The sequence below is a fragment of the Psychrobacter sp. van23A genome, assembly GCF_030845275.1.
Taxonomy (GTDB): domain Bacteria; phylum Pseudomonadota; class Gammaproteobacteria; order Pseudomonadales; family Moraxellaceae; genus Psychrobacter; species Psychrobacter faecalis.
Genome location: NZ_CP132595.1, coordinates 395,638 through 421,789 on the forward strand (window position 1 = coordinate 395,638; position 26,152 = coordinate 421,789).

Below are 26,152 nucleotides of genomic sequence, written 5' to 3' on the forward strand. Positions count from 1 at the left end.
ACGGGAGTAACATTTACCCATTGCTTTCAACGGTTAATTATTGTTTTAACATACTCCTTAAGAATAACTGAGGTATGCTTGTATTTTGGTAAATATCTTATTATATTTTCGCTAAATGAGTCATATTATGAAAAAAGAGACACTGACAGGACTGTCTATTATTACATTTGCAGCATTTTATATTTGGATTCAAAATGGCAGTAACCCATCTGATAAAAAAAGAAACACTGAACTCGAACAAGCTCAAAAAACATCAAAGATTGCATTGCTAACGAAGTGCCAGAAAGCAGTACAGCCCATGCTTAAAGGTTTTAAATCTATGGACATTAAACGAAAAAACACAGACTACAGACGATTAAATAATGGTAACTTTGAAGTCATAACACATTACTATGCTGAAGATAACTTGGATGCGGCCCCGCTCATTATCGTCGACTGCTTATTCGATAAAGATGGCAGTTTATTAGAAACAGCGCAGGTTAAATAACTTCCAGTATAGCTATGGAGCTGTAGTAAATAATACTTAAATATCACACCTTTTTCTGAAATTTTTTAAGCTGCTCATGATGCTGGCCATTTGCTCAGCCAGTTTTTTAATATCGGATTGAGTAGTCATTGCTTATTCTCCTGTTATTGAATTATAAGCAGTTGCACAATTTTTAGGAAAAGCTTTTCAATCTGGAATTAAATTACTGGTTCAGTTGGGGTATACCCGAGCGGAACCGGCTAACTCACCCTTCAAACCCATTGATAGACCATTTAAAATGGGCTAAAGCAGTAAAACCACTTCAAGCGTACTATTATTAGCATATTTTTAATAAAAAAAAGCCAACCATAAGAGGGTGGCTTATTAGCGTTTGAATCACTCGAATTCATTATTACACATTAAAACCTATGTGCTTCCCTGTTGGCAGCTCAACGTCGATACGAAGCTTGCCACCCATAGCTTCAACATATTTTTTCATGGTCGATATTTTAAGATCATTGCCGCGATTTTCTATAGCAGACAATGAAGGCTGCTTAATACCCATGGTTTGAGCCAGCTCTTTTTGAGAGATCTCTAACTCTTCACGGATACGAGACAGCTGGTTTTCTAAAAGCAGTTGCTCTGCCAGTTGTTTAATACGCGCTCGGCTGTCTAAAGAGCGCTCAGCTAACATCTCTTGTAATGTCTTAGTCATATCATCAATCTCCTAAAGTTCTGAGGTGACACTCATACTGTTGGTCTGCAGTGGCTAGCATTTCTTTATAAAAACGCTTTCTATTACCCTTATCACCAATACAAAGCACAATAGCTTGCCGCTTTGGGTCAAAGGCAAAAAAGGCTCTGAGTGGCTTACCTTTGTGCTGAACACGTAACTCTTTCATGTTGGTAAATTTCGAATCATACACCGTATCCACTAAAGGGCGACCTAAGCTTGGGCCTTGTTGTTCTAAAACCATCAAAGCTGCCAGTACTTTTTCTTGCGTTGATTCATCTTGCTGATCAAGCCATTGGTTGAACAGCTCTGTTGTGATGACAGTCCACATATAAAGACCAATATATAGATTACAGTCTATATAATACAGCTAATCGAGACAGTCTGCAATTAGAACGAGCAGCTTTAGCGCGTCGTGTTACTGGCTTATGACACTATGATCAGCTCTTAACAACCTATTCTTAATAGTGATAGTATTTTCTATCGTATAACGATACTTGTTTTTAGTTATTTTCGGACAACTTAGAACCTGATATTCAAACCAAGATAGCAATACGCAAATGATGTTAAAATACAATCAGAGAAGTCTACAGACCACTAAAACACTTGGGAAACGACTAAGAGTTCAATGCCTTTACAGCGCAATAATCACGATTTAAAGGAAAAATAACTTTGTATAAATCAGAGCAAGCAAGACAAGTAATTTATCATCAAGACCCTACTGTTAACACTGACTGGTTAGACGCGGTTACGATTGATACCGACAGCAAGAAAATAACCAAAGCAGAGAACGAGCAGCTGACAAAAGGATTTGTTAGGGGATTGATAGCAGGTAAAGTCATTGGCATTGAGTCGCTCGATGATTTAAATTTTTGATGGTCTGCTAAAAATCAGCACACCTTCATTATAATGACGGACCCTAAAAAGACAGTAATTAGGCGGAACAAAAACTGATTGTTGGCGCGGGTGTTGATATTGAGAAAAATAAATAATAAGAAAGCCCGTAAAAACTGGACGTATAACCGACAGTTTGTGTTCTAGGATAGAAGTCAAACTAGAGCATGTTTAAAAAAATCTAGCGGCAACCAACGCAGACAACATAAAAATTTAACCAGCAGTTCCAATTGCTCGTATGAGAAATCTATTATTATCCAATCCTGCCCCCTTAGTTTTTATAGTTAATCAATCAATATACACACTAATCATTCTCAAATGCCAACTTGAACCGAACCGCCCCGGTATTGTCGGAGACTTAACATTCTGAGAGAATACGACAATGAAAAGACAAACCTACACTCCTGAGATTAAAGAACGCGCCGTTCGCATGCTCATTGAAGCGGCAGGCGACTACCCCTCTACCTGGTCAGCGATTCAAGCCATTGCCCCTAAGATTGGCTACACACCTGAGACCCTGCGATCCTGGCATAAAAAGCACATCGATCAAACTATTCCTGCCTCAGTGCAAGCGCAAAGTCAGGAACAGCGTATTAAAGATCTTGAACGCGAAAATAGAGAGCTTAAGCAAGCCAATGAAATCATAAGGAAGGCGGCTGCTTTTTTCGCCCAGGCGGAGCTCGACCGCTGACTAAGACAATGGTTAGGTTTATAGATGAGCATAAATATCAATACGGGATCGAGTCAATTTGTAGAGTTCTGCCGATTGCCCCATCAACCTACTACCGTGCTAAAGACTTAGAGGACTGCCCTGAGAAGCGCTCATTACGCAGTCAGCATGACGACTTTTACATTAGTGAGATTAAACGCATCTGGCAGGACAGCAAATGCCGCTATGGCGCTCGTAAAGTATGGCAGCAGATGAAAGCGGATGGGTTAAAGGTGGCTCGCTGCACTATAGAGCGGTTAATGAAGCAGTATGGTCTGCAGGGGGTTTGGCGCGGTAAGGGTAAGATGACCACTAACAGCCGTGACGATCAAAAGCGTGCTGATGACTTGGTCAATCGCAACTTTAATGCCCATCGTCCTAATCAGCTGTGGGTTGCAGATTTTACTTATATCAAGACAACGAGTGGCTGGGTCTATACTGCTTTTATCATTGATGTGTTTGCCCGCGATATTGTGGGCTGGAAAGTCTCTAATCGGATGAACACGGATATGGTGATGGCAGCGCTCAATCAAGCGATAACAGATAGGAACCATCCCAAAGATGTCATTCATCACAGCGATCGAGGGGTTCAGTACTTATCTATTCGCTATACCGATAAGATGACAGACTGCGGTGTGATTGCTTCTGTCGGTACAACAGGCGACTCATACGACAATGCATTGGCTGAAACGGTCAATGGACTCTATAAGTCTGAGGTAATTGAATATCTAAAGGAGAGCTGGACTGGCGTAAACGATGTTGAACTGGCAACCCTTGAGTGGGTGGACTGGTTTAATAAAACACGATTGCATAGCATGATTGGATATGTGTCACCCTTTGAGTTTGAAAAGCGGTACTATGATAATTTAATCCTGTCAGGCATTGCCGCCTGACTCAACTAAATCACTCTACGATATAGTCGGGGCGGTTCAAACTAATTGTCTTTTTTCAATTCTTACAGTGGGACTGAACCAGTGAAAGGACCTGATAACCTATCATTAGCCTATACCTCTCAGCAAACCGTCAAGGACTTTAAAACTAGTGCTCTGAACTAAAACGGCTCTATAACTTTTTATCGTAGTAAGGTGGAAAATTAGGATAGAATAGAGGTGCCAATAACAGTTAGATTAAAGGAAGCCCTATGTCAGCAACCAAGGAAGAGATAGCTGAGTTCATGAAGTCTGAGTTCCCTCAAGCAAAGTACAAGATTGAGGCAGTAAATAGCAGTGGGTCAATTTTATCCCATGATATCAGTTTAGATGATTTAAGACCTGGAGGTACTGTATCGGGACCTGTAATGATGGGAATTGCTGATGTGGCTCTTTATGTGGCTATCTTAGGTAGAATTGGCATAGTACCATTAGCAGTAACCACGAGTCTAACTATCAACTTTTTACGTAAACCAACTGCAAAATCACTCATTATTGCTGAGTGCAAACTGCTAAAAATTGGAAGAAGTCTAGTCGTAGGTGAGGTTTCTTTATACTCAGATGGATCTGACGAATTAGTTGCCCATGTTGTGGGAACCTACTCAGTACCACCAACCAAGAACAAGTCTGAAAATATGTAAAAGATATCAACTTAAAGCCCTTTGCTCAAATCCTAGTGAAATAGATCAGGCTTCTTTACTGGTAATAGTTCTCTAGTGAGGACTTGAATCTTTGGCTGTGGGCTAAGAAATAGTCCCAGTGTACTTACCATACAAATTTTATTTGTGATCGGTGCGCTACACAGACTGTAATACTCAGCATGAGTATTACAGTCTGTGTATGTGATAGCGTAGGTCAGCATTATAATATTAAGCTTATATAACTATAAAATAGATACTTCTAGCCAATACGCAGGTGTTTTCCCTCTAGAAGCTTGAGAACGTGGCTGAAGAATACGCAATTCATATTTACCTGAATATGGAAGTATATAGTAACCTTGATCGTCCACTTCAGGTGCATACTCTCCTACGTTAACAGAGTCTGCTAGATTCTTATGGAATAAATAAGAATCTACATTCCCTCCCGCTGTTTTGACATAAAGCCTTTGGTTTTTTTTAGCGTAAAATGTATAGGAATCATAGAGCCTTTCCTAAATTTCGTGTAAGCATTTCTACAATCTAAATGATAGTTACACACTTTTTAGGAAAGGCTCGATACCCCCCCTATTACGTCAAGTAGTAGGGGGGGGCATTTTTTATATGTTCTAAATTTCCTAGAGAAACAATAGTTTTTTAATGAGATTATGAAGCTTTCATTGTAGACGAGCAGAGTGACGGATTCATTTACTGATTTAATATAACTAAGCTGTTGATTCAAAAATGATCTGTATTTAAAGCCTTCTCGATATCTTCTTTAGACTCAGCACTGACCTCTCTAAAAATATCAACCATATCATTGAGTGAAAATTGACCACCTGACACAAGCTGCCATAATTCGTCACCTACTAACAGATCTTGGCGGTCATAAAAGTTGCCCCAACGCTTATAATTATTATCCGTTCTCGACTCAGGGTTATAAGGAATGGCGATGTAGGTTTGAATTTTATTAGTGTCCTAAATTAGTTGACCACTACAATTTTTTACTTACAACACGCAACCTTTTTAACACACGTTGATTATAAATCTCGATTTTCAAGGTGCTAATATAATTGAGTAATACTTAACTTAGATAACATAAACCACTGATTCTAATAACTTTCATCTTGTATTATCACAGATTATTGGTTTATCGCGATTTTGCAATCTTTACTTAATGGGAGAAATTATGCGTGCTTTAACTTACCACGGTGCTAAAGATGTGCGAGTGGACAATGTCCCAGAGCCTAAACTGCAAGAAAAAGATGATGTTATTTTACGTGTGACTGCGACTGCAATTTGTGGCTCAGATTTACACCTGTATCGTGGCAAAATGCCTGCAACCGAGGAAGGCGATATCTTCGGTCATGAGTTTATGGGTGTGGTTGAAGAAGTAGGCTCTGAAGTCACTGCTGTTAAAAAAGGCGATAGAGTTGTTATTCCTTTTGTTATCGCATGTGGTAACTGCTTTTTCTGTCAGCATGACCTAATGTCTGCTTGTGAGACTACAAATACAGGCCCAGGCGCTGCTCTTAATAAAAAAATAATTCCGCCACCGGCTGCTTTATTTGGTTTTAGCCATTTATATGGTGGGATTCCTGGTGGACAAGCAGAATTTGTACGGGTTCCTAAAGGTAATTTTAATCCGTTCAAAGTACCTGGCTCACTGTCAGATGAGAAGGTTTTATTTTTATCAGATATTTTACCGACTGCTTGGCAGGCCGTGACTAATGCCAATATTACTAAAGGTTCAACCGTAGCTATTTATGGTGCGGGTCCTGTGGGGTTATTATCAGCAGCTTGTGCCAAAATGTTAGGCGCTGAGCAGATCTTCGTGGTAGATCATAATGACTACCGTTTGCAGTATGCCAAAGATACGTACGGGGCTATTCCGGTTAATTTCGATAAGGTAGATGCTGCTGAATTCATCATTGAACAGACCAAAGGGCATCGCGGCGTTGACAGCGTTATTGATGCGATTGGCTTTGAAGCCAAAGGCAGTATGCTAGAAACAATAATGACCAATTTGAAAATTGAAGGATCAAGTGGCGCAGCTTTACGTCAATGTATTGCAGCTGTGCGTCGTGGCGGGGTCGTTAGTGTTCCTGGTGTGTATGCAGGACCCATTCATGGTTTCTTATTTGGTGACGCTTTTGATAAAGGGCTTACTTTCAAAATGGGCCAAACCCATGTACACAAGTATTTACCACAATTATTAGAGTATATTGAAAATGGTGATTTATCACCTGAAGCTATTATTACTCACCGTATGAATTTGTCTGACGCTGCTAAAGGTTATGAAATTTTCGAAAAGCGTGAAGAAGAATGTCGTAAAGTCATTTTAACTCCTTAATTTTTCAAATTTACCCTTAACTTTTAACATTTAAAGGTTAGGTCATAGCTGCTTTAACGAGATTATCTTAAATAATGGTTATCGCTAAAGCAGCTAGTAAAAAAATCTTTGACTTGCTTTTCTCTGCACACGGCAAAAAAATCACCCCCCAACCGATTTTCATGGGTTTAGGGATTAAAGAACCAACTAACTGTCTTAGATGGTCTTAAAGCTTAGAAGTGTAAAGCACAATAAACTTTCTCATATTTATCAGGATCATCTTTATTAGCTACAAACCCTTTGCTAACCAACTTTACCGAGTTAAATGTTTCACCTTCATCATTAGTTATCATAACAATCAAGTTTTGATCCTCAAAACTTTGGAGTTCTTTAATCAGCTCTTTAATTGTCTTAGTTCTATCTTCCCATTGCACTATAATCTATTGTAAGTATGCCTATGACAAACCAATTTCACTGGTTCGGTTCCCTAGTGAGGACTTGAATCTTTGGCTGTGGGCTAAGAAATAGTCCCAGTGTACTTACCATACAAATTTTATTTGTGATCGGTGCGCTACACAGACTGTAATACTCAGCATGAGTATTACAGTCTGTGTATGTGATAGCGTAGGTCAGCATTATAATATTAAGCTTATATAACTATAAAATAGAGACTTCTAGCCAATACGCAGGTGTTTTCCCTCTAGAAGCTTGAGAGCGTGGCTGAAGAATACGCAATTCATATTTACCTGAATATGGAAGCATATAATAACCTTGGTTATCTAGTTTAGAGGAATACTCTCCTACGTCGACAGAATCTGATAGATTCTTATTAAATAAATAAGTATCTACGTTCCCTCCCGTTGTTTTAACAGAAAGCTTTTGGTTTTTTTTAGCATAAAATGTATAGGAATCGTACTTAACACCCTTTAATTTCCCATAATAGTTAGCTGAATTTGCACCTTTTTTAAATTGAACATCAACAGTTTTAGCCACTGCATCTGAAGATGCGGCCATAACTGTAGGGCTTACTACTAGAATAGGAAGCGCAAGTAGAGTAGCAGCAGTTAAGTTTTTCATATTTTAAGACCCCGAGCAGTAAAAAATACCGATTTTAACTTACTTCACGCTGTTAAATTTTATAGATATGTTACATTAGAATTACTAACATAAAGAGTGTATCGGTAAGGCATTAATGGCGTTACCTGTAATGAATAGTGTGAATCAATGCGCTAGCCTACCGCAAACCAAACTATGGTAGCCAAAATCTGAATTTAATCACGTAAACCAAGAGAATACTGCTAGATAGCAGTGTTCTCTTATTATATTCAAAGGGAAAATCATGCGTTCTTTGCTTCTAACGACAATATGCTTAACGGGCAGTTTAGCTCTAGTGGCGTGTAATAACCATCGAGCCGAAACCACAGATCTTAGTCAGCAATCTACAATGAAAATGCCGGTAGCATCAGCGGCATTTACCGCTTTTGGCAATAAAGGAAAAAGTTGGCGGACAGTGGTTAAAGGAAATAAATTAAGTGTAGAAGCAGATTTCTTAAAGCCCACTACAGTTGTAGTAGTGGGCTCCGCTAATACTAACGGCTTCGAATACGAGAGCACAATAAACGGGCAACCTATTATTTTGAATATACGAAAAAATATTTGTATTGATGACAACGGCTATCAAAATGAATTTATTGCCACATTAAGCTATGCAGGTAGAACATATCAGGGTTGTGCTGTTGCCGGCGCAATAGAAACTGCGCCCACATAGAAGATAAGCCTAAGCGGTATCGGAAAAGGCTGTTATCTTATCGAATGAATAGCATACCCCAAGGGAACTACCTATTTTACCTTTCAAACCTATTAACAGACTACTTAAAACAGACTGGTATAATGGAACCATTTATAACAGACTTTTGAATTATAAGACTGCCTGCTGTGCTTTTTTCCTATCATTAGCCTATACCTAAAAAATAAAACCTCTAAACGATACTCTATCTATCATTAGACTTATTTCTATTATTAAATGATATTAATATCATGATATTATCAATGGACATTAATTTATAAGTCTAAATAATATAGGTGGCGTTATGACCGTTCGTATTTATGTGAGAGCCAGCACTAAGGATCAAGACGCTAAGAGAGCCTTGACTGACTTGATTAGCTTTAGCCAAAGCTATAACGATAACCTTGTTGAGTACGTTGAGCATTTCAGTGGTACAAAGCTCGATAGGCCAGTATTAGCTAAGCTATTAAAGGACGCTGATCAAGGCGATATTCTGCTGGTTGAAAGCGTGGACAGATTAAGCAGGCTATCTCAAGATGATTTTGCAATTCTAAAGCAGCGCATCAAAGACAAGGGCTTGCGATTGGTGGTGGCTGATCTACCAACTACGCATACGGTAAGTAAAGGCATGACAGGTGAGATCCTAACAGTGATTAACCATATGCTGATCGACTTATTAGCAACGATGGCAAAGCTTGATAACGATAAGCGTAGAGAGCGTATTAAGCAGGGGTTGGCGAACAGTGGTTATAAGCCCACTGGTAAGAAGCCTAATACAACGAAACACAATCGTATTAAAGAATTAGCCAGTCAAAACAATATGACGAAAGAGGAGATTGCTAAGGCGGTTGGTGTTGGGGTGGCTACGGTCTATCGGGTGTTAAAGCAGGGCTAACAGCTGAATAGTTGAGGTATTTTAAATAACAGTTTGTCTTTTTTATAGACACGATACTATTAGATACATAAGAACCAACTTGGAAGTTTTTAATCATGCAACCGACTTATTATAGTGTCTAACAAGTAATCTACAGTTTCGTCAAGCATGAACCGATGTAAACGTTAAATAACATTTTAGTCTGATTCATAACTTTTATTATTTCTTATTATTTATGGCACATCAGCTTGATTAGGTTTTAAAAGCTATTATCCTACCCAGTTTTTTGTCTAAGCCTCATAGATTCGAGAGTAGCTAGCCATATCAAAGGTAGGATAATCAGCGCAGAACCTATTAACAAAGTCATATTTGGTACTTCGTTAAACCATATGATTCCAACCACCACCGCCCCTAGTAAACCTGAGTATTCCGCACTAGAGACTTTGTACGCTTCAATGTGTCGGTACACCTGTATGCATATACCCGCATAAATCAAAATAAATACATTTGAACTGGCGGCCGTAATCAATGAGTGCCAGTCAAATGGCTGTCCCTCCCAAATAGCCAAACCAAGCGCGAATGGGATTCCTAGTAAATTGGTCAAAAGTAGCGTTTGATAGACAGTATGATGCTGTGGAAGTTTACGAACTAACAGATTGTTTAGCGCCATGGTTACCGCCACTATAAGGGCAAACACCGCCCCTAAATTGATCTGTTTCGGTTGTACGATAACGAGGATACCAGCAAAACCTAACATAGATACCGCTATAGTTGGAAAGGTTAATCTGTCTTTATAAAATAAAAAACCCAGTGGTAATACAAATAAAGGGGCGGCATAAAAAATGGCGTTCGCAGTCGCGAGAGGTAATACTTGAAGAGACAGTACCATGAATATCACACCCAATAGCCACACGTGACTACGAACAAAGTGCCATTTTATATTACTGAATAACTTGTTCTTTTTATTAATTAAGCAAAATGGCAACAGCATTAAAACCGCTGTGCATTGACGAAACAGGATAAATTGATATACCGCCGTCTCAGAGGGCAAGTCCTTTATCAAGGCGTCCGAGAAGACCGCAATGATATTTCCTAGTACCAATAGCGTCATGGCAAATGCAACACTCATCTTTGGCATTCTTAGCCTCCTCGCCCTACTCTAAATTCAGAAACTGTTAAAACCCCAATGGGTTCATGCTGATTTAACGATCTGTCAGGCAGTATATGCAAGTAACGCTATGATGTATAATGATATAAACCATACTTAGTATTACCTGAGGTAATAATGGATTTGCCCCCATTGCGTGCCATACAATGCTTCGAATCCGTTGCACGACTTAACAGCTTTTCAAAAGCAGCAGAGAGCCTCAATGTGACACAAAGTGCCGTGAGTCACCAAATACGCATCCTTGAGAAGTATCTTGGGGAAGCAATGTTTTACAGGCAAGGCCGGACCTTTTCGTTGACAGAGGTTGGTGAGCGTTATTTCACAGATGTGAGTCGCGCATTGGGTCTTCTTTCAGATAGTAGTCAGATTATTAAGCATGGAAAACCTGGGCATATACGCTTAGCTCTGTACAGTTCAGTCGCAGTGAATTGGTTGATTCCTCGACTAGAAGACTTCTATAGACAGTATCCAGAAATAGAACTTACTTTAGATATGGATAATCATCCCTCTGATTATAATGAGCAAAGGGCCGATTGTTATATCACCGTCAATCCCCCTTCACATGCTTTCATCAGTAAGTTTTTATTTTCTGAAACTTTATATCCTGTTTGTGGTCAAAAGCTTTGGGAGAAAATAAGAGATAAACCCCTTCCTGATGCATTGTGGCGGCATCCAATATTGTCCGTGAGGTATACAGATATAAGTGAGAATACAGCGGAGGATTGGCTGCGGTGGTGTAAGGCAGGCGGATTTGAATTGCCGAACAATATAAAGATAAATCATTTTAGTCATGTACTACTAGCGATAGAAGCCGCACGGTATAATCTGGGAGTTACCCTCGTTAACAACTATATGATGCTAGATCAATCTTATAAGCAGACACTCGTTAGAATTCCAATGCATGAACTACTAACAGGGGATAAGTTTTACTTCGTTTGCAAGGAATTAAAGAATAATCAGGATGATATTATTAAACTATGTAAATGGTTAGAATCTCAATGTGAGTAAAGAAATCCTCTATCTTATTTGTTGTTACAAGAAAAATAATGATTTGTTAAGGGGTTTAAAATGATGATTTAGAAAATCCCGATTCAATAACTCATAAACACTCGTATCCTCAAAAAATAGTCATTCATTTTATCTGATATTCAAATAATATAAGTTAATAGGTTGAAGTTTAAAAGAAATAATGCTCATTACATTTAGTTAAAGTCGAATTAACTTTAGAATAAAAACGGAAATTTATACGTTTTTTTATTGTTTATCTGTTAGTGATAATGGCTGTTATAGTCAATTCCACCTAAAAGTGTTATAAACTAATTATCAAACCCAATTGTTATTATAAAGACCATGACTTACTCACTAGATTTTCGCAAACAGGTACTAAAAAGTATAGATGACGGTATGACCTTTGCCGAGGCAGCTGAGTTTTACAATCTCAGCCCAACCACCATACAAAACTGGAAGCGGCGTGTTCATAGTAAAACAACCAGGCAAACCAAACCTTATAAAATACCAGATGATGTGCTACTTAATGATGTCAAAGAGTATCCCGATGATTACCAGTATGAGCGAGCTCGTCGCTTAAACTGTAGTAAAACAGGCATTTATCATGCCCTAAAGCGCCTAGGCATCAGTCAAAAAAAAGACCTTAGAGCATCCAAAAGCCTGTCCGATCAAAAGAGCGATATACCACAGTAAGCTTAATAGCTTTAGGCAGCAAGGCTATCCCATCGTTTATATGGACGAAAGCGGTTTTGAGCACGAGACCATTCGCTCTCATGGTTATGCACCGATTGGTAAGCCTTGTATCGATAGCTACAACTGGCAAGGTAAAAAGCGAACCAACGTTATCGGTGCTCTCTATGAAAAGATGCTGTTTGCACTAGATTACTTTAAGCACAACATTAACAGCAGCATATTCTACGAATGGTGCAAACAAACCCTAATCCCAAGTCTTAAAACCAAATGCGTGATTGTGATGGATAATGCCAGATTTCATAAGAAGAAGCGCATTCAAAAGCTACTGAACAGGCATGGTCATCGTATTCTATGGCTGCCACCGTACAGCCCTGACTTGAACCCTATTGAAAAAAAATGGGCACAAGTAAAGTTTCTACGCCAAGGCTGGATGGAAAACGACTTATCCAAGTTGTTTTATGATGTTTGTCCTAACCATAACAATTTTATTTTGAACTGACTATATCATATCTATTCTTAATATAGATTAGGGTCTCTATATATATTTGCTTAAACTTGCCCGAATAACATTACGCCATGTATTAATGAAGGACCTAAGAATACCATAAACAATCCCGCTAAAATCATTGTTAAACTTGCTATAACGCCCTCATCCTCATTGCGCTGACTTGCCCGGGCTGTACCAAAACCGTGTGATGCATTACCAAATGCGATTCCATTTGCAAGATGGGAGCGAATACGAAAAAAAGTCAAGATCATATCCCCTAAAATCATTCCCACCATCCCTGTAATCAAAGTAAACAATGAGACTAAAGAGGAAGATCCGTGAATTTTTTCAGATAAGTCTAACGCAAATGGTGTCGATATTGAACGGGCCATCAAGCTATAGGTCAAGGTCTTATCAAAATGAAACAAACCAGCGAATATATATATGCTTAAGACCCCCACCACCATCCCGACAGTTATGGAAGCGGTCAAAGCCAAAGCATGTTGACGTATTAAACGACGATACTCATAAATAGGTATAGCAAACGCAACCGTTGCGGGGGCAAGTAGCTGCACAATCCAAGCTGTATCCTTCCAATAAGTATCATAAGAGATATTAAAAATAATCATTAATGAAAGCGTTACTACTGGAACCGTGATAGCAGGGTTTAGCCAAGATTTTCGATAGCGCACATAGACTACTCTAGCCATATAATAGGCAGCTAATGTCCAAATGAGACAAAGGATTGACCAAGTATTCATCGCAAATCCTCACGCATTATTATCATTTTTTTAGGTTTAATTGGGCTTTATGAATCTGATGACGATACAATCTACGTTGCAAACGGCGCCCCATGATAAAGGTTAATGCTGAGCTTAACATCACCATCGCGGTACTCAAGATAATTGTCAGCATTAATTGCCATCCTTTACTGACAAACAGCGCCTTATATTGAAGTATTGACATCATAAGCGGGATAAACATTAATACTAATTCACCCAAAACAAATTTTGCACCCAGTCTGACCCAGTTAACCTTAATAGCACCACTCATTAATAATATCAGCATTAAAAACATTCCTAAGACGCCTGAGGATACGGGTAAATGCAATAATTCAACCAATATCTCAGCACAATACCAGACAGCTGCGATAATAGCGCATTGCATAAGGACATGAAGCCATGATTGGCGATAGAACTGTTGAAGTGTAAGTTTTTTTTCATCTACAAAAGATAGGGATAAGCGAATATTAGGATTACGCATAATAATTGTTGTTTGTTGATTAGAGACTACTTAGTATAAAAATACCATAGTCATAAATTATGAATTATATTTTTATTTTTATTCCCAATTTCTATAATAAATTTCATTATCCTTCCTAACCATGGTTTATTATTCATGATAACTTTGAAACAATTACGCTGCTTTGTGACAGTTGTAAAAACAGGTGGGTTTCTTCAAGCCAGTATTCAACTCAATTTAACCCAACCCACCGTTACCAAATCTATCAGTAACCTTGAAGAATATTTAGGCGTAGCTCTGTTTGATAAGCCTTTGACTCATAGAAAAAAGCGGCTAGTTAATTTAACGGAAATTGGCGAACACCTCTATATTCAAGCAGTTGATATCTTACAAAAGGCAGATAATCTTGAACAAACAGTAGTAGATTATCAGCAATTAATAGGTGGTAAATTGCGTTTGGGGATTTCACCGTTAGGCAGTGAAATACTAAGCAAAGCTATTTTTAACTTTTACCAAATGCATCCTAGTATAGAAACTTCACTTATCGAAGATGGTGCTGAGTCACTTAAGCAGGCCCTTCTAGAGGGGCAACTTGATGTGGCAACATTGATGAAGCCGATTGACGATGATTTTGACTACTTGTCGATATGTTGCTATCCAGTGGTGGTCGTAGCAAATAAAAACCGTATGGGTAAGCAAAAAACCAAGGTAACACTTAAGTCACTATCAAATGCCCCCCTAATTTTATTTACCTCCAATTCATCATTTACTCCGATGATTATAGAAAACTGTCAATCACTAGGTTTTGAACCTAATATTATTTGCCAAACCAATCAGTGGCACTTGCTTCTTGACATGGTAAAACAGGATATGGGCGTGACTCTCTTGCCTCAATATTATACTCAAAAGTTGGATTTAACAGGATTAGTCTGCTTGCCACTAACCCAACCTCAGTTAAAATGGGAGCTTGTCATGGCTTGGCGCCGTCATCGCTTGCTTACACCAAGTATGCAAGCTTGGCTTGATAACATAAGAAAAAATATATAACTAGGCCTTGATAATGTTTTGGCTGAAACAGGGCATAGATTATACAAAACAGAGGTGATTGAATATTTGAAAGCAGATTTGCAAGGTTTAGCGAATGTACAACTTGCGACATTGAATTGGGTAGATCGGTTCAATAAAAAGCGTATACACAGTGCATTGGGCTATGTATCGCCTTTTGAGTTTGAGAGCCTTTCCTAAAAAGTGTGTAACTGCTTATAATCCAATAACCGAAGAATAAGCAATGACTACTCAATCTGACCTTAAAAAACTGGCCGAGCAAATGGCACGCAGCATGTCATAGATAATACTTGAGAATTTATTATGCGCATTTTTATCAGAGAATATATGCATCATCATTCTCTCATGTGCATCTCTTTCGTAAATAGTGACAACTATGTTGACAAACACCGTTATGGCCGTTTAATTGAGTTGCCAATAAATAGGAGTGCCATAAACCTTAGCAAAATAATCAATTAGCGTTCTTACATTTAGAGAAATGTGACGAGTATGAGGATAGAGAGCAGCGACATGCTGAGGTGTGGTTTTGACTGCCGTACTATAATTAGGCAGTAGCTTAATAAGCTCACCACTCTTCAAGTACTCACCGATAAGCCAATCTGGAAAAAGCACGATTCCCATTCCTTTGAGTGCAGATACCAATAAAGATTCTGCATTATTAGACATCAATAAAGCAGGCGCTAAGAATGGCGTCCAATCTTCATTTCCTGTTTTAAAGAGCCAACGATTGGGTCCTGTTGAGCCCTTATACACTAGGCATTTATGATGCGTCAGATCTGCTGGCACTTGCAATTTACCATGTGTGTTTATATACGCCGGAGAAGCGGCAAGATGATAGGTTTGCTCACCAAAAATACGCGCATGAAAGGTCGAGTCATTTAAAGTACCGATTCTAAAAATAACGTCTGTTGCGTAATGATGAGGATCAATAAAGTCATCCGTTAACGTCAAATCTATCTGTAATCTAGGATATTGAGCACTAAGCTGCGGCAGCCAAGGTGCGATATGGCGTTGTCCAAAAAAAATAGGGGCGTTGATTCTAATTAAACCACCCGGTTCTAATGTCCTATCTTGAAGTTCCTGCTGTGCTGCATTCATGCTTTCAGTCATAGATTTTGCATAGCGCATAAATACATGACCTGCTTCAGTAGGAGTAACAGCGCGTGTATTACGGTAAAAAAGCTGCTGCCCCAGTGAATCTTCTAACTGCTTGATGATACGTGACACTGTAGAAGCTGACACGCCTTCTTTTCGCGCCACTACAGAAAAACTCTGAGCGTCAAAAACCTCTATAAAAAACAATAGTGTTTGTATGCTGATGGTATCTACCATATTCATTTGTGCAACTTATGCAAAGGTCATTTCTGTATTATAGCGTTTTTTTAATGGGTATAGGCTGCGGTACACTACGCCGCATTGCTCATTGAGGATTATTACATGCAAATTTTATTAATACTTATTGTTGTTTTAGGGGGCATGGGATTATCTGTTGAAGCGGGATTACTTGGACCTTTAGGAAATGAGGTAGGCGAGCTGTGGGCAACGTTGAGTATTTTTGGCGTTGGCGCTGCTCTGACATTCTTTTTGATGTTGTTTTTTAGTCCGCGAGATAGCCCATCCTTTTTTTCACAGCCGCCTTTACTGCTGGTTGGTGGTATTTTGGGGCCTGTTTATGTTGTGGTATTAACCGTGGTCACGCCTGTCATTGGCATTGCGCTGACGATGATTGGCATACTGGCTGGACAAGTGTTTCAGAGTTTACTCATAGATCATTATGGTTTGTTTGATACCATAGAGCGAAAAATAGACAACAAACGAATTATTGCTTTATTTTTCATTATTGCCGCACTTATTTTTATGGCAAAAGGATAATCTAAATGATGCTTATTTTAATGATTGTATTGGCAATAATTGGCGGCGCGGCTTTAAGTGTTCAAGCAGCATTAAATGGTCGCCTTGGCAGCAACGTTGGGGTGTTTAAAAGTGCTTTTTTAACCTTTTCTGTGGGTGCGGTTGTGACCGCTTTGCTTATTTTCTTTTTTGAACCAAGTCATACAGTCACTTTGATGGATGTGCCTAAGTGGCAACTACTTGGCGCTTTGTGTGGTGTTCCTTATATTGTCATTATGGTGGTTGCGGTCCAGCGTATTGGAACTGCTGTGGCAACGGTAGCCGTTATTTTTGGTCAGCTGAGTATGAGTGTATTAATTGATAATTTTGGTTTGCTTGGTAATGAGGTCATTAGCCTTTCAGGTAGTCGAATCAGTGCTTTGGTTTGTTTGGCAATCGCGCTTTATTTTATTTATGCGAGTAGCAAGTCTGAGCCTAAAGAGGCTCAGTAGCTCATATATATTGATTATTACTAGGGCATGACTTCAATTTAATCGATGGACATCTAAATGGGCTAAAAATGGCTAAATTTTGCCAAACTTCATCAAATAGCTAGGTAATATCCCGATATTAACGGCGCTATTTTCCTTGTTTGACTGCAATTTATCTCATTTTTATCACCATTTTTAAAATGAAGACACGCCCTAGACATATTTTTCACTTTGTAGCTATGAAGAACTGGGTGTATTACTGCTGAACCTTCTTATAATGATAGTCGCACACCGTTCAGGTGCTTCTATTGGCAGAAGATGTCCATTGTCTGATAACTCAATGATGCGTTCAACGGGACGAGATCTTCCCAAACTTTACGAACCTCATTGCTAATAAATATGGAAGGTTTGCCAATGATAATGGTGTAGGGTACATCAAGGTCGTTGAGCTCTTTTAAAGCATCATTGACAAAAGGAGTGTCAAAGTAGCTTGCCAACTCTTGCTTAGGGGCGAACAGTAAGCTGTATTGCTCTTGCTCATTTTGGACAAGACTGTTTTTTGCAAAAGTATAAAGATGATCGTCATTGATACGCTTGAATGCGCGATGCGCCCGTAGATAGTCGTAGTATAACTCAATACTCTCCCAGTTCGTTTGCTTGGCTAACGTGCTTTTGAACGGTTCTTGACCAATCTTTAAGTCGTCAGGCGCAGCGTTCATCATGAGGGTTTGCGATTTGGTAAAAGTCACAGGCTCTATCAAGTAAAGCTCTGAGAACAGCTCTGGACGTTTGGCTGCGGCGATGGCGGTGGCGGTAGCACCTTGAGAATGTCCAATACCGACGATAGGGCTGTCTTGTGTCTTCTCTAAAAAATCAATCAATATATTGGCATCTTGCTCGCGGGTAAGCTTCTTGACGGATGGTAAATCGTGCCAGTAGCCGCGCATGGCAAGACTGGTGATAGCAAATTGCGCACTGAGCTTGGTTAATAGTGGTAAATAGACGCCAGTCGTAAAGCCGTTGCCACCATAGAAATGAGCCGCTGTCCTCGATGTATTTCTATCCCTATTACCCAACGCAGACAGGTCATAATAGCGCGCTTGTTTGTCATCTAATATGATGTTGCGTTCGAATGTGATGTTGCGTTCGAATGTGTATTGAGTGGATATAATGAGTTCAAATTGAATGGGGTAAATATGCCACTTTTAACATGGATACGTAGTAAAAGAGATTTCCTTGAGCCAGTCGCTGACCATGCGGCTGACTTGTTGGATGCAGCTGATAAGAAAATAATAAAGAGGACTAAATTATCAGGTCACATATAGGCTTTTGCAATTAAAAATGGCTGAATAGAATCCACCCACCGATGGCAATTAGCATTAAGCCGCCGAACATTTCTGCTTTATGGCCGATGAGTGATCCCAGTACTTTTCCAAGCATCACGCCAAACGTGACCATGGTGGCCGTCGCCAACCCAATCAAGCTTGCTGCTAGTAGAATATTAACTTCTATAAATGCAAGACTAATACCGACAGCCATCGCATCGATACTAGTACCAAAAGCAGCAACAGCAAGTTTGAGAAACGAATGTCTTGAGGGGGCTTCTTGTTCTTCATTATCCGGTTTTAGCCCTGCATACAGCATGTGCAGCCCTAAGCCTAATAGAATGACGAATGCGACCCAATGGTCCCATGCTTCAATAAAAGAGGCATCGATAAAAGAGGTAGCAGAACGGCCAATTAACCAGCCAATGATAGGGGTAATCGCTTCAATAGAGCCAAAGATGACACCCATTCTTAACGCTTCGGTAAAACGGGGGTTTTTAAGACTTGCGCCTTTACCAATCGCCACAGAAAAGGCATCAGTAGACATAGAAAAAGCAAGTAATGAAAGTGCAATAGGATTCATGTGATGTTCTCAGGCCGAGTATAGAGTCAACGACATACGCACACTCTCGACCTGCAGTGTGGATATATCGATGGTCTCGCCAACCGAGAGGTGTTCGTACCATGGCATATGGCCAAGCATGTTGACACGAACTCTTTCGCAGAACGAAAGCAGGCTACTCCCCAAAGAACGCTCACATTAACATGTCTATGTTACAAGTCAATAAGAAAGTATCTAGTCAGGCTTCTTTGAGGCTATAGCCTATAACAGTAGAATCTATTAAAGATACTTACTTCAGTAGCTTGCGTAAAAATTTAACACGCGATATCAATAAAAAATCTAATAAAGCGATGACAACAATAGCAATGATTGCCGTTGGGAATATGATAGCGACAATAAGTAACGGAATGGCAAGCGTCCACCCTATAGTAAAACGCTGACTACGAGCTGGTGGATTGAGTCCAGTCATGTCGTTAGTTTGACGAGGACGGCGTTGCCACCACATCACATAACCACTCACACAAATGGCAATAACAGAGAGGCAGAATAAAACGTTGGCTAATACACTCCACCACCCCAGCGTCCCCATGTGTATGGCAGCACCCGCTGCCATAAATTTACCAAACGCATTGTAATCATCGAACCGTATATCAGCCAAAACCTTGCCCGAAGAGCGGTCAATATGCACGGTGCGATCAGCCGTTGGGCTTTTCATATCGTAGCTCATTGAATCTTGGCTAATCGTCCATACGCCTGTCTCCCCTTGCGGTAGATTCAACTGATAACGCCCTACAAAACCAAGCTCACGAGCAAATCGATCTACGGTATCAATCATAATGGGTATATTGGGCGCAATACCGTTTTTACCCATAGTCGTACCTGATTCTGGCATTGGTGTTAACTCTAGTACCCAAGGCACGTCTTTAGTCTTTCCTGAGTTTAATACGCTACCATGTGTGTGAGCTGTAGCTGCTGTTGCGCCATGGACGTGCGGCGCGGCATCGGCGTTATCCATATGCATATCAGCATGATTCTGACTGTGGTCAATCGAGATTGGCATTGGCGCGACGCCCCATTTACCCGCAGGGAAGTGACTCCACGACTGTACAATGCGCTCACCCCAAATTCCTGCCCAAGCCATTCCCGAAATACAGAAAAACAATAGCAAAACAGATATCCAACTGCCTAATGTCGCGTGGATCGTCCGGAAAAAGGAACGCTTTTTCTTTAGATTGGTATCGTCAGGAATCAACATCGCTTTGACAGATTTACGCTTATGCCACCACAAATACCAGCCAGTTAGTATCATTAGAATTGTTAATGAAGCAGTCGTTTCTTGAATATAATCACCGACTTTACCCAGCAGCAAATCACCATGAATACTGTCAAAGGTATAATACAGATTGCTATTGCTGGGTGTACTGTTGACGATATCTGCAGTATAAGGATTGACGGCTACCATATTGTCATGGTCTTCTGATGTTACCTGAAACAGAGCTACCTTATCCGTATCACGAGGGGCGATATATTTAACGAGGGTACTATTGGGTAAGGTATTGAGCGCGTTTTTAGCTTGGGTAGCGAGGGGCGCTTGCATTGCTGTTTCGGGAACAGTAATGCTTAAACGGTCATTGTCTCGTCCCACTGTGTTAGACATAACCAACATACCAAGTGCGGTACAAGATAAAATAATTAAAAAAGGGACAACAAATATTCCTGCATAAAAATGCCATCGCCACACGGTAAAATAGTGCTGATTGCTTGTTTCTTTATTCATAAATAGAGATTCCAATAGCTTTATACTTTCTAGCTAGCTTGGCAATAAAGTGGACAGTGAATGTCTTGTTCGCTTGTGCTGACTTTGTGGTTTATATTCTGAAGCGCAAATATTCAGAACATAATGGTTTTTTGATGGTGCGATATAATGCCAGATGCTTTTTTCTCCAGTGATATTAATTTCGGTATATTGCAGATGCTAGAGGGCATAAGGAATAATAGTATGTTGACCCTAGATAGCATGGTTAAAAATCATTGAACCGGAGTTAGCTAGTAAACTTAGATGTACACTGTTCCACTCTTAGAGACTATATCTATCCAAATAATCTAGGCTACAGGTTAATATCCAAGTCCTTACTAGGGTACCGAACCAGTGGAAGCGCCTGATTGGTTCGGTGTGAGACCTTCCTAAAAGTGTTTAACTACTTATACTATATGGTAGTTACACAAAGTTTGGGGAAGGCTCTATTATTAATTCCAAGTGTATTATCTACACTCGAAACCTTTTCTAAGAACCTCATCAAAGTATTTAAAAACCAACTCACTAAGTACATTGATTAGAATTTATATCCCATAATTAAACTACTTTCTAAAACTTAATTTAATATTTGACAAATCGTTCCATAATATTTAGTATTACCCTAAGCTCACTTCCACTCAGGCTCATCCATGAGTGATGACAAGTCCAATACTCCAGGCCGTCCTAGGCAGTTTGAAGATAAAGAAATTATTGACGCAGCCATAACTGTATTTAGTAGTAATGGCTACGCAGGTACTTCTGCGCAAAATTTATGTGATGTTACTGGATTAGGGCGAGGAAGTCTATATAACGCCTTTGGTAGCAAACAAGCCTTATATGAACAAGCCTTGTTGCGTAGCCATGAACAAACCATGGCTGCACAATTATCTATTCTCACACAGCCAGGGCTGTTCAAAGAACGACTACGATCTCTTTTACTTTGGGGGATTGCTGAAGATCTTTCACAATCGGAACAGCGCGAAGCCATGGTCTTATTCTCTGCTTTGGAAATAGGAGATAAAGATCAGGTTGTTTCAAGCTTGAATCTAGAGTATCGACAACGCCTAGAGAACTCGCTGCTCACAGTATTCGCCGAAGGACAAGCAAGTGGGGAATTTAGTACCAGAGCCTCAGCTCTTGAAATGGCGCGAGGCTTTTTAGCTGGTTACTATGGTTTGCGTGTACTTAATAAAAACACTTCAGATAAAAGCTTTCTGGAAGATGTGGTTAATGGCCTCTTAGCCAACTTGTAACTGCATCATAAATGGAAAGTAAATTAAATCCTTTAATTTTGTAATGATCGTTAAATAAATAGGAATGTATTAAAAAATGCCATTAGCAGTATATATATTAGGTCTGGCTATTTTTGCCGTTGGTACAGCAGAATTGATGGTCGCTGGTATGACCGCCACTTTATCCCAGGCCTTTGGGATCAGTGTAGGTGACGTTGGACATTTAATTTCATATTATGCCTTTGGTGTCATGTTGGGTGGACCTGTACTCACCTACTTTTTTCTCAAATATAAAGTTCAATATCGAAAAGTATTGCTGATTCTTTTAGCCCTCTATGTCGTGGTCCAAGGTTTAAGCGCCTTTATCTCCAGCCATGCTATTTTAATTGCGATCCGTTTTATCACCGGTGTCTTATGTGCAGGTTGTTTAAGTCTTTCTCTTGCTATAAGTATGGCCATGGTACCTAATCATAATAAGCCTCGAGCAGCAGCAATCGTTATTGGTGGCTTTATGATTTCTAATGTGTTTGGTGTTCCTCTTGCGACGATGATTGATCAACAATGGGGTTGGCGCATTACTTTTGGCTTAGTCGCTGTATTGGTATTCGTTTCTCTTATCGCTTTAGTACGTCTTTTACCTGAAGTGTCAGGTGGTGGACAGCTGAGAATGGAAGAAGAGATCAAGGCCTTTAAAAATAAAGCTTACTGGAAAGCCTGCGTAACAAGTTGTTTGATTTTAGGCGCAAGCTTTGCTGCATTTAGTTATTTCGTCCCTGTTTTGGTCGATATAACTGGATTTAGCATGCATGTCGTACCTTTCATTTTAATGACATTTGGGTTTTCAAATATTGTAGGTAATACGATTACTGGTCGTTTAGCACATAATCATAGCCTTAAAATTATGCTCGTTGGTCTAACCGTATTAAGCATATCTTTATTTGCTTTTGCAATCTTCGCTGAATACAAAACTGTAGCGATCCTTGCAATCATTTTGATTGGATTATCTGGCGTGCCAATGAACCCGGCAATGATGGCAAGGATTGTCAGTGTTGCGCATCCGGGTCCTATGGTCAATGCAGTGCACACCTCAGTAATTAATATTGGTTTAGGTGGTGGTTCATATATAGGTGGTGTAGCAATTACAAATGGTTATGGTTTACGTTCAGGCTTATGGATTGGTGTAATATTAGCAGTATTGGCATTGGCTTCACTTCTACCTTACGTACGTAATCGTCAACAAGGTTGGGGTTAGAGAAATAAACTGCCTCAGGATTGTTGGAGATCTAACATTCTGAGAGGATAGGACAATAAAAAAGCAAAACTACGTCTTTTGATCTTTATCTAAAAGTATCACAGTCTCATATAAAAATCGACTTAATGCAGTAAGGCTCAATAATAACCATTATGTTGCATTCATAATCACTTTTCTGCAAAATAATATGAGTATATGAGTATATGAGTATATGAGTATATGAGTATATGAGTATATGAGTATATGAGTATATGAGTATATGAGTGAAGCTCAGTTCTTTCGATAATATAGTGCGGCAAACGTGCCAAGCAATTTAAACCAAGATCAATATTGCAGCTTTCATATGTACGTTTTAAAAGCTCCACATAGACACCTATCAAAACCTTCTTTTGCTGGTGATGTGCCAAAAAGCATACTGATTAAAATTTGAACAATTTTTGAAGCCTTGAAAGCTTTATAAAATCAGAGAACTTAGCTTAGATTTCCTATTGCCTTTTACCGCCAGCATACTTTTTAGAACACCGCCAAAAAAAGATTAAAAATGATAGGTAATTTATATGCCAATATTAGCTTGTTAAGTATCAACTAAGTGTTGACTAAATGTTGACCTGTTAAGCGCGCATTTTTATGGGCGTGCTACAGTCTACAGCGTATAAAACCGAAGTCAAAAAAAGAATCGCTGTCCCATATCTTAAATTAACGCCGATAAAGGCTGGAACTTATGAATATCATCGACCAATTAGAGCAGATAGTGACCCCAGCCGTCTTAGTTAGCCAGATTAATAATGAACAGGTTATTGATGGTCATCCTGTCGATAACGGCAGCGTGTCTTATGTCAGCTTATTGGAGCAGTTTTATGCCATTTTGGCGGCGCGTTTGGCATTGCCGCAAATTTACTCGCAGTTATTGCGTGATGATGAGCCAATTGCTAATGAAAATATAGTAGAGACGCCATTATTTGAACAATTATGGCAAGCCCCAAGCGCGCCAAACCATTATCGAAGAGCTGGCAGTGACCCATCATATTGATGAGCTGACTACCACAAAGCTCATCATGAATGCCGCGCCACTGGCTTATCGTGAGCTTAAGGTCATGGCCAACGGGCAGTTTTTACCAGCATTTTTACAAAGTGAGCAGCCCTCACTGCGCCATTACCTGCCAATATGGGCAGCACCGCTCATTACCGTCGCACAAGATAACTCTGATGAGTTGTTTGATTATCAAAACGCCATAGTCAATGCTGCGACAGAAACCGTTTTATTAAATAAAGATGCTACTGAAGCAAGCGTAGTAAGTCCTTCTGCGAACTTGATAAAACAACCAAACGTGGCAACAGAACTTGCTAGTGAAAGCTTCGATAACAGCCTAGCTGCGAGCGCTATTCATGCCAATCCTGCTGAGCATCACTTAGCAGATAACAGCAGTTTAAAGCGCGAAAAAGTACGAACCCGCAACCAACGTAATGACTTATTAATACGGGTGTTTTTATTATTGGCCGCCATCGCAGCGATTGGATTGGTATGGGCATTTTTAATTAAGCCTAATGTAGTCCCGCCTGTAGAGCCAGTGGTGACTGCACCTGCTGTGGTAGCGCCTGTCGCTGAGCCAACCGCGCAGGTGTTGACGCCCGCTACGCTTATCGTTGGTGTGGATAATAGCGGCAGTCTTTATACCTGTAGCGCCTCCGTCGGTGACGCCGCGCTACAAAGCACGCTGCAACAAGCGCTCAATAGCAGTTTTGGCGAGCAGGCAGGGATGTGTCAGTTTACGGTACAAGAAGGCGTGGCTAACAATATTGCCAATATGCCTATTGAAGCACTGCCTAATATCCTGACATTATTAAGAGCGACACCATTTGCCCGTCTACAGTTGCAAAATGACCGTATGACAATAGAAGCGCCGGATGGTATGCAGCTATAAAGATTGACCACTGAAATCCGTACTTTGGCACCAGCGATAATGGTAGATAGTACCGCGCCGCTACCATTGCCGAATAGTGCAGAAAACGGTATAGGGGCCGATAATATGGCGATGAACGCTGCAAACAATCAGTTTGCTCAAGATGGAAGCAGCATAAATGACCAGTACGCTGGCACTAATAATATGAATAACAGTAATGCAAATAATAATAACGACTATCAAGCTTCTGATGACATCACCGGTGATAGCGTGACGCCTGCACCGGCACGCAATAGCGATTTTAATAATCCGCCTAGAGCTAATGAGCCTAGAAGCAATGAACCTAGAGCTAACGAGCCTAGAAGCAATGACCGTCCTGCATCGACGCGGCCACCGGGACCTTTTTCAGAATCAGAAGTAGACGATATGGCAAATAGCGTTATCGTGGCAGAGCCTGCGCAAGTCAGATGATAGTTTAAAACGCCTAACAAATAATGAGCTAAAGGACGGTAGGATCAATCATTGACTATCCTCCTTTTTATTTTTGCCTAAAAAGATAGACAGTCATTTCCAGATATAATGGGTATGTTAGTAATTTGTACTGTAAAGACTTCGCAGTTACGTGTCACAACTGAAACATTACTTAACGTAGCAATTGCACAACAGCCCATCGATTGTGAATACCGCCTTAATACTTTTATAATGACAAAAGTTGAATATGGATAGTGCTGATATTTATTAAG

Annotated in this window: 30 protein-coding genes, 2 pseudogenes, 1 riboswitch and 1 other annotated feature; of the genes and pseudogenes, 19 read left to right on the forward strand and 13 right to left on the reverse strand. The window is 39.9% G+C overall.

Going from position 1 to position 26,152, the window contains the following annotated elements:
• Positions 1-127 precede the first annotated feature (127 nt).
• Complete coding sequence (locus RAH45_RS01740) at positions 128-487, forward strand: hypothetical protein (RefSeq protein ID WP_227678333.1); 360 nt, start codon at positions 128-130, stop codon at positions 485-487.
• A gap of 391 nt (positions 488-878) precedes the next feature.
• On the opposite strand, the gene RAH45_RS01745 is transcribed toward RAH45_RS01740, so the two are convergent.
• Complete coding sequence (locus RAH45_RS01745) at positions 879-1,181, reverse strand: type II toxin-antitoxin system RelB family anti-toxin (protein WP_068408813.1); 303 nt, start codon at positions 1,179-1,181, stop codon at positions 879-881.
• Between the two features lie 4 nt (positions 1,182-1,185).
• The gene (locus RAH45_RS01750) at positions 1,186-1,530 is read right to left on the reverse strand and encodes a type II toxin-antitoxin system RelE/ParE family toxin (protein ID WP_198329209.1); all 345 of its coding nucleotides are present in this window, start codon (positions 1,528-1,530) and stop codon (positions 1,186-1,188) included.
• Positions 1,531-1,871: 341 nt separating this feature from the next.
• Between RAH45_RS01750 and RAH45_RS01755 the strand changes: the two genes are divergently transcribed.
• From RAH45_RS01755 to RAH45_RS01765, 3 genes are all read left to right on the forward strand, one after another.
• Positions 1,872-2,075, forward strand: coding sequence for a hypothetical protein (locus tag RAH45_RS01755; protein WP_193030879.1), 204 nt, complete (start codon positions 1,872-1,874; stop codon positions 2,073-2,075).
• A 400-nt stretch (positions 2,076-2,475) separates the two neighbouring features.
• A protein-coding gene (locus tag RAH45_RS01760; protein WP_306495428.1) for an IS3 family transposase occupies positions 2,476-3,695 on the forward strand; the annotation gives its coding sequence in 2 pieces (ribosomal slippage) (positions 2,476-2,761 and positions 2,761-3,695; 1,221 coding nt in all).
• Positions 2,751-2,867 (forward strand) — a sequence feature (AL1L pseudoknot). It overlaps the preceding gene by 117 nt.
• Positions 3,696-3,943: 248 nt before the next feature.
• The gene (locus tag RAH45_RS01765; RefSeq protein ID WP_102077604.1) at positions 3,944-4,372 is read left to right on the forward strand and encodes a PaaI family thioesterase; all 429 of its coding nucleotides are present in this window, start codon (positions 3,944-3,946) and stop codon (positions 4,370-4,372) included.
• 242 nt (positions 4,373-4,614) lie between these two features.
• Here the strand turns inward: RAH45_RS01765 and RAH45_RS01770 are convergent.
• Positions 4,615-4,872: pseudogene (locus tag RAH45_RS01770) on the reverse strand (hypothetical protein); the annotation flags it as partial.
• A gap of 232 nt (positions 4,873-5,104) precedes the next feature.
• On the reverse strand, positions 5,105-5,332 hold the full coding sequence (locus tag RAH45_RS13735) for a TdeIII family type II restriction endonuclease (protein ID WP_373429178.1): 228 nt from the start codon (positions 5,330-5,332) through the stop codon (positions 5,105-5,107).
• A gap of 223 nt (positions 5,333-5,555) precedes the next feature.
• Here RAH45_RS13735 and RAH45_RS01775 point away from each other — a divergent pair, with 223 nt between their 5' ends.
• Positions 5,556-6,719, forward strand: coding sequence for a zinc-dependent alcohol dehydrogenase (locus RAH45_RS01775; RefSeq protein WP_305935734.1), 1,164 nt, complete (start codon positions 5,556-5,558; stop codon positions 6,717-6,719).
• Positions 6,720-6,931: 212 nt separating this feature from the next.
• Here the strand turns inward: RAH45_RS01775 and RAH45_RS01780 are convergent, their stop codons facing one another.
• Positions 6,932-7,132, reverse strand: coding sequence for a hypothetical protein (locus RAH45_RS01780; protein ID WP_306495429.1), 201 nt, complete (start codon positions 7,130-7,132; stop codon positions 6,932-6,934).
• A gap of 223 nt (positions 7,133-7,355) precedes the next feature.
• Positions 7,356-7,775, reverse strand: a complete 420-nt coding sequence (locus RAH45_RS01785) for a PPC domain-containing protein (protein ID WP_198329211.1) — start codon at positions 7,773-7,775, stop codon at positions 7,356-7,358.
• 262 nt (positions 7,776-8,037) lie between these two features.
• Between RAH45_RS01785 and RAH45_RS01790 the strand changes: the two genes are divergently transcribed.
• The gene (locus tag RAH45_RS01790; RefSeq protein ID WP_198329090.1) at positions 8,038-8,466 is read left to right on the forward strand and encodes a hypothetical protein; all 429 of its coding nucleotides are present in this window, start codon (positions 8,038-8,040) and stop codon (positions 8,464-8,466) included.
• Between the two features lie 322 nt (positions 8,467-8,788).
• Entirely contained in the window at positions 8,789-9,379 is a 591-nt protein-coding gene (locus tag RAH45_RS01795) for a recombinase family protein (RefSeq protein WP_198329089.1), read from the forward strand.
• A gap of 253 nt (positions 9,380-9,632) precedes the next feature.
• On the opposite strand, the gene RAH45_RS01800 is transcribed toward RAH45_RS01795, so the two are convergent.
• Complete coding sequence (locus tag RAH45_RS01800; protein ID WP_306495430.1) at positions 9,633-10,496, reverse strand: DMT family transporter; 864 nt, start codon at positions 10,494-10,496, stop codon at positions 9,633-9,635.
• A gap of 147 nt (positions 10,497-10,643) precedes the next feature.
• On the opposite strand from RAH45_RS01800, the gene RAH45_RS01805 reads away from it, so the two are divergent.
• From RAH45_RS01805 to RAH45_RS01815, 3 genes are all read left to right on the forward strand, one after another.
• On the forward strand, positions 10,644-11,534 hold the full coding sequence (locus tag RAH45_RS01805; protein ID WP_306495431.1) for a LysR substrate-binding domain-containing protein: 891 nt from the start codon (positions 10,644-10,646) through the stop codon (positions 11,532-11,534).
• Positions 11,535-11,876: 342 nt separating this feature from the next.
• Positions 11,877-12,227, forward strand: coding sequence for an IS630 transposase-related protein (locus tag RAH45_RS01810; protein WP_068406597.1), 351 nt, complete (start codon positions 11,877-11,879; stop codon positions 12,225-12,227).
• Positions 12,214-12,726, forward strand: coding sequence for an IS630 family transposase (locus RAH45_RS01815; RefSeq protein ID WP_265090569.1), 513 nt, complete (start codon positions 12,214-12,216; stop codon positions 12,724-12,726). The genes RAH45_RS01810 and RAH45_RS01815 overlap by 14 nt, the downstream gene beginning before the upstream one ends.
• A 50-nt stretch (positions 12,727-12,776) precedes the next feature.
• Here the strand turns inward: RAH45_RS01815 and RAH45_RS01820 are convergent, their stop codons facing one another.
• Together RAH45_RS01820 and RAH45_RS01825 are read right to left on the reverse strand one after the other, a co-directional pair.
• On the reverse strand, positions 12,777-13,475 hold the full coding sequence (locus RAH45_RS01820; RefSeq protein WP_068406601.1) for an LrgB family protein: 699 nt from the start codon (positions 13,473-13,475) through the stop codon (positions 12,777-12,779).
• Positions 13,476-13,497: 22 nt separating this feature from the next.
• On the reverse strand, positions 13,498-13,977 hold the full coding sequence (locus RAH45_RS01825) for a CidA/LrgA family protein (protein ID WP_082894347.1): 480 nt from the start codon (positions 13,975-13,977) through the stop codon (positions 13,498-13,500).
• 135 nt (positions 13,978-14,112) lie between these two features.
• On the opposite strand from RAH45_RS01825, the gene RAH45_RS01830 reads away from it, so the two are divergent.
• Both RAH45_RS01830 and RAH45_RS01835 read left to right on the forward strand, forming a co-directional pair.
• On the forward strand, positions 14,113-15,003 hold the full coding sequence (locus RAH45_RS01830; RefSeq protein WP_068406606.1) for a LysR family transcriptional regulator: 891 nt from the start codon (positions 14,113-14,115) through the stop codon (positions 15,001-15,003).
• A 9-nt stretch (positions 15,004-15,012) separates the two neighbouring features.
• Positions 15,013-15,201 (forward strand): annotated as a pseudogene (locus RAH45_RS01835) (integrase core domain-containing protein); the annotation flags it as partial.
• Positions 15,202-15,423: 222 nt separating this feature from the next.
• Here RAH45_RS01835 and RAH45_RS01840 read toward each other — a convergent pair.
• Positions 15,424-16,359 carry a LysR family transcriptional regulator gene (locus RAH45_RS01840; protein WP_198329088.1) on the reverse strand — a complete coding sequence of 312 codons (936 nt, stop codon included), beginning with the start codon at positions 16,357-16,359 and terminating at the stop codon, positions 15,424-15,426.
• 99 nt (positions 16,360-16,458) lie between these two features.
• Between RAH45_RS01840 and RAH45_RS01845 the strand changes: the two genes are divergently transcribed.
• Together RAH45_RS01845 and RAH45_RS01850 are read left to right on the forward strand one after the other, a co-directional pair.
• A complete protein-coding gene (locus RAH45_RS01845; protein ID WP_068406610.1) occupies positions 16,459-16,893 on the forward strand; it encodes a DMT family transporter in 435 nt (144 codons plus the stop codon).
• 8 nt (positions 16,894-16,901) lie between these two features.
• Positions 16,902-17,363 (forward strand): DMT family transporter, encoded by a 462-nt coding sequence (locus RAH45_RS01850; protein ID WP_068406631.1) that lies wholly within the window; start codon positions 16,902-16,904, stop codon positions 17,361-17,363.
• 284 nt (positions 17,364-17,647) lie between these two features.
• Here RAH45_RS01850 and RAH45_RS01855 read toward each other — a convergent pair whose 3' ends face one another.
• From RAH45_RS01855 to RAH45_RS01865, 3 genes are all read right to left on the reverse strand, one after another.
• Entirely contained in the window at positions 17,648-18,418 is a 771-nt protein-coding gene (locus tag RAH45_RS01855; RefSeq protein WP_226928813.1) for an alpha/beta fold hydrolase, read from the reverse strand.
• A 259-nt stretch (positions 18,419-18,677) separates the two neighbouring features.
• On the reverse strand, positions 18,678-19,250 hold the full coding sequence (locus tag RAH45_RS01860; protein WP_068406613.1) for a manganese efflux pump MntP: 573 nt from the start codon (positions 19,248-19,250) through the stop codon (positions 18,678-18,680).
• A gap of 7 nt (positions 19,251-19,257) precedes the next feature.
• Positions 19,258-19,425, reverse strand: a riboswitch (yybP-ykoY riboswitch).
• 93 nt (positions 19,426-19,518) lie between these two features.
• Complete coding sequence (locus RAH45_RS01865; RefSeq protein WP_306495432.1) at positions 19,519-21,006, reverse strand: PepSY-associated TM helix domain-containing protein; 1,488 nt, start codon at positions 21,004-21,006, stop codon at positions 19,519-19,521.
• Between the two features lie 668 nt (positions 21,007-21,674).
• On the opposite strand from RAH45_RS01865, the gene RAH45_RS01870 reads away from it, so the two are divergent.
• The 5 genes from RAH45_RS01870 to RAH45_RS01890 all read left to right on the forward strand — a co-directional run bounded on the left by RAH45_RS01870 (position 21,675) and on the right by RAH45_RS01890 (position 25,880).
• Entirely contained in the window at positions 21,675-22,277 is a 603-nt protein-coding gene (locus RAH45_RS01870) for a TetR/AcrR family transcriptional regulator (protein WP_198329085.1), read from the forward strand.
• 76 nt (positions 22,278-22,353) lie between these two features.
• Entirely contained in the window at positions 22,354-23,508 is a 1,155-nt protein-coding gene (locus RAH45_RS01875) for an MFS transporter (RefSeq protein ID WP_306495433.1), read from the forward strand.
• 721 nt (positions 23,509-24,229) lie between these two features.
• Positions 24,230-24,538: a hypothetical protein gene (locus tag RAH45_RS01880; RefSeq protein ID WP_227514964.1), complete on the forward strand. Its 309-nt coding sequence runs from the start codon at positions 24,230-24,232 to the stop codon at positions 24,536-24,538.
• Entirely contained in the window at positions 24,468-25,430 is a 963-nt protein-coding gene (locus RAH45_RS01885; RefSeq protein ID WP_306495434.1) for a hypothetical protein, read from the forward strand. Before RAH45_RS01880 ends, RAH45_RS01885 begins: the two co-directional genes overlap by 71 nt.
• A gap of 3 nt (positions 25,431-25,433) precedes the next feature.
• Positions 25,434-25,880, forward strand: a complete 447-nt coding sequence (locus RAH45_RS01890) for a hypothetical protein (RefSeq protein ID WP_306495435.1) — start codon at positions 25,434-25,436, stop codon at positions 25,878-25,880.
• The last annotated feature ends 272 nt before the right edge of the window (positions 25,881-26,152 follow it).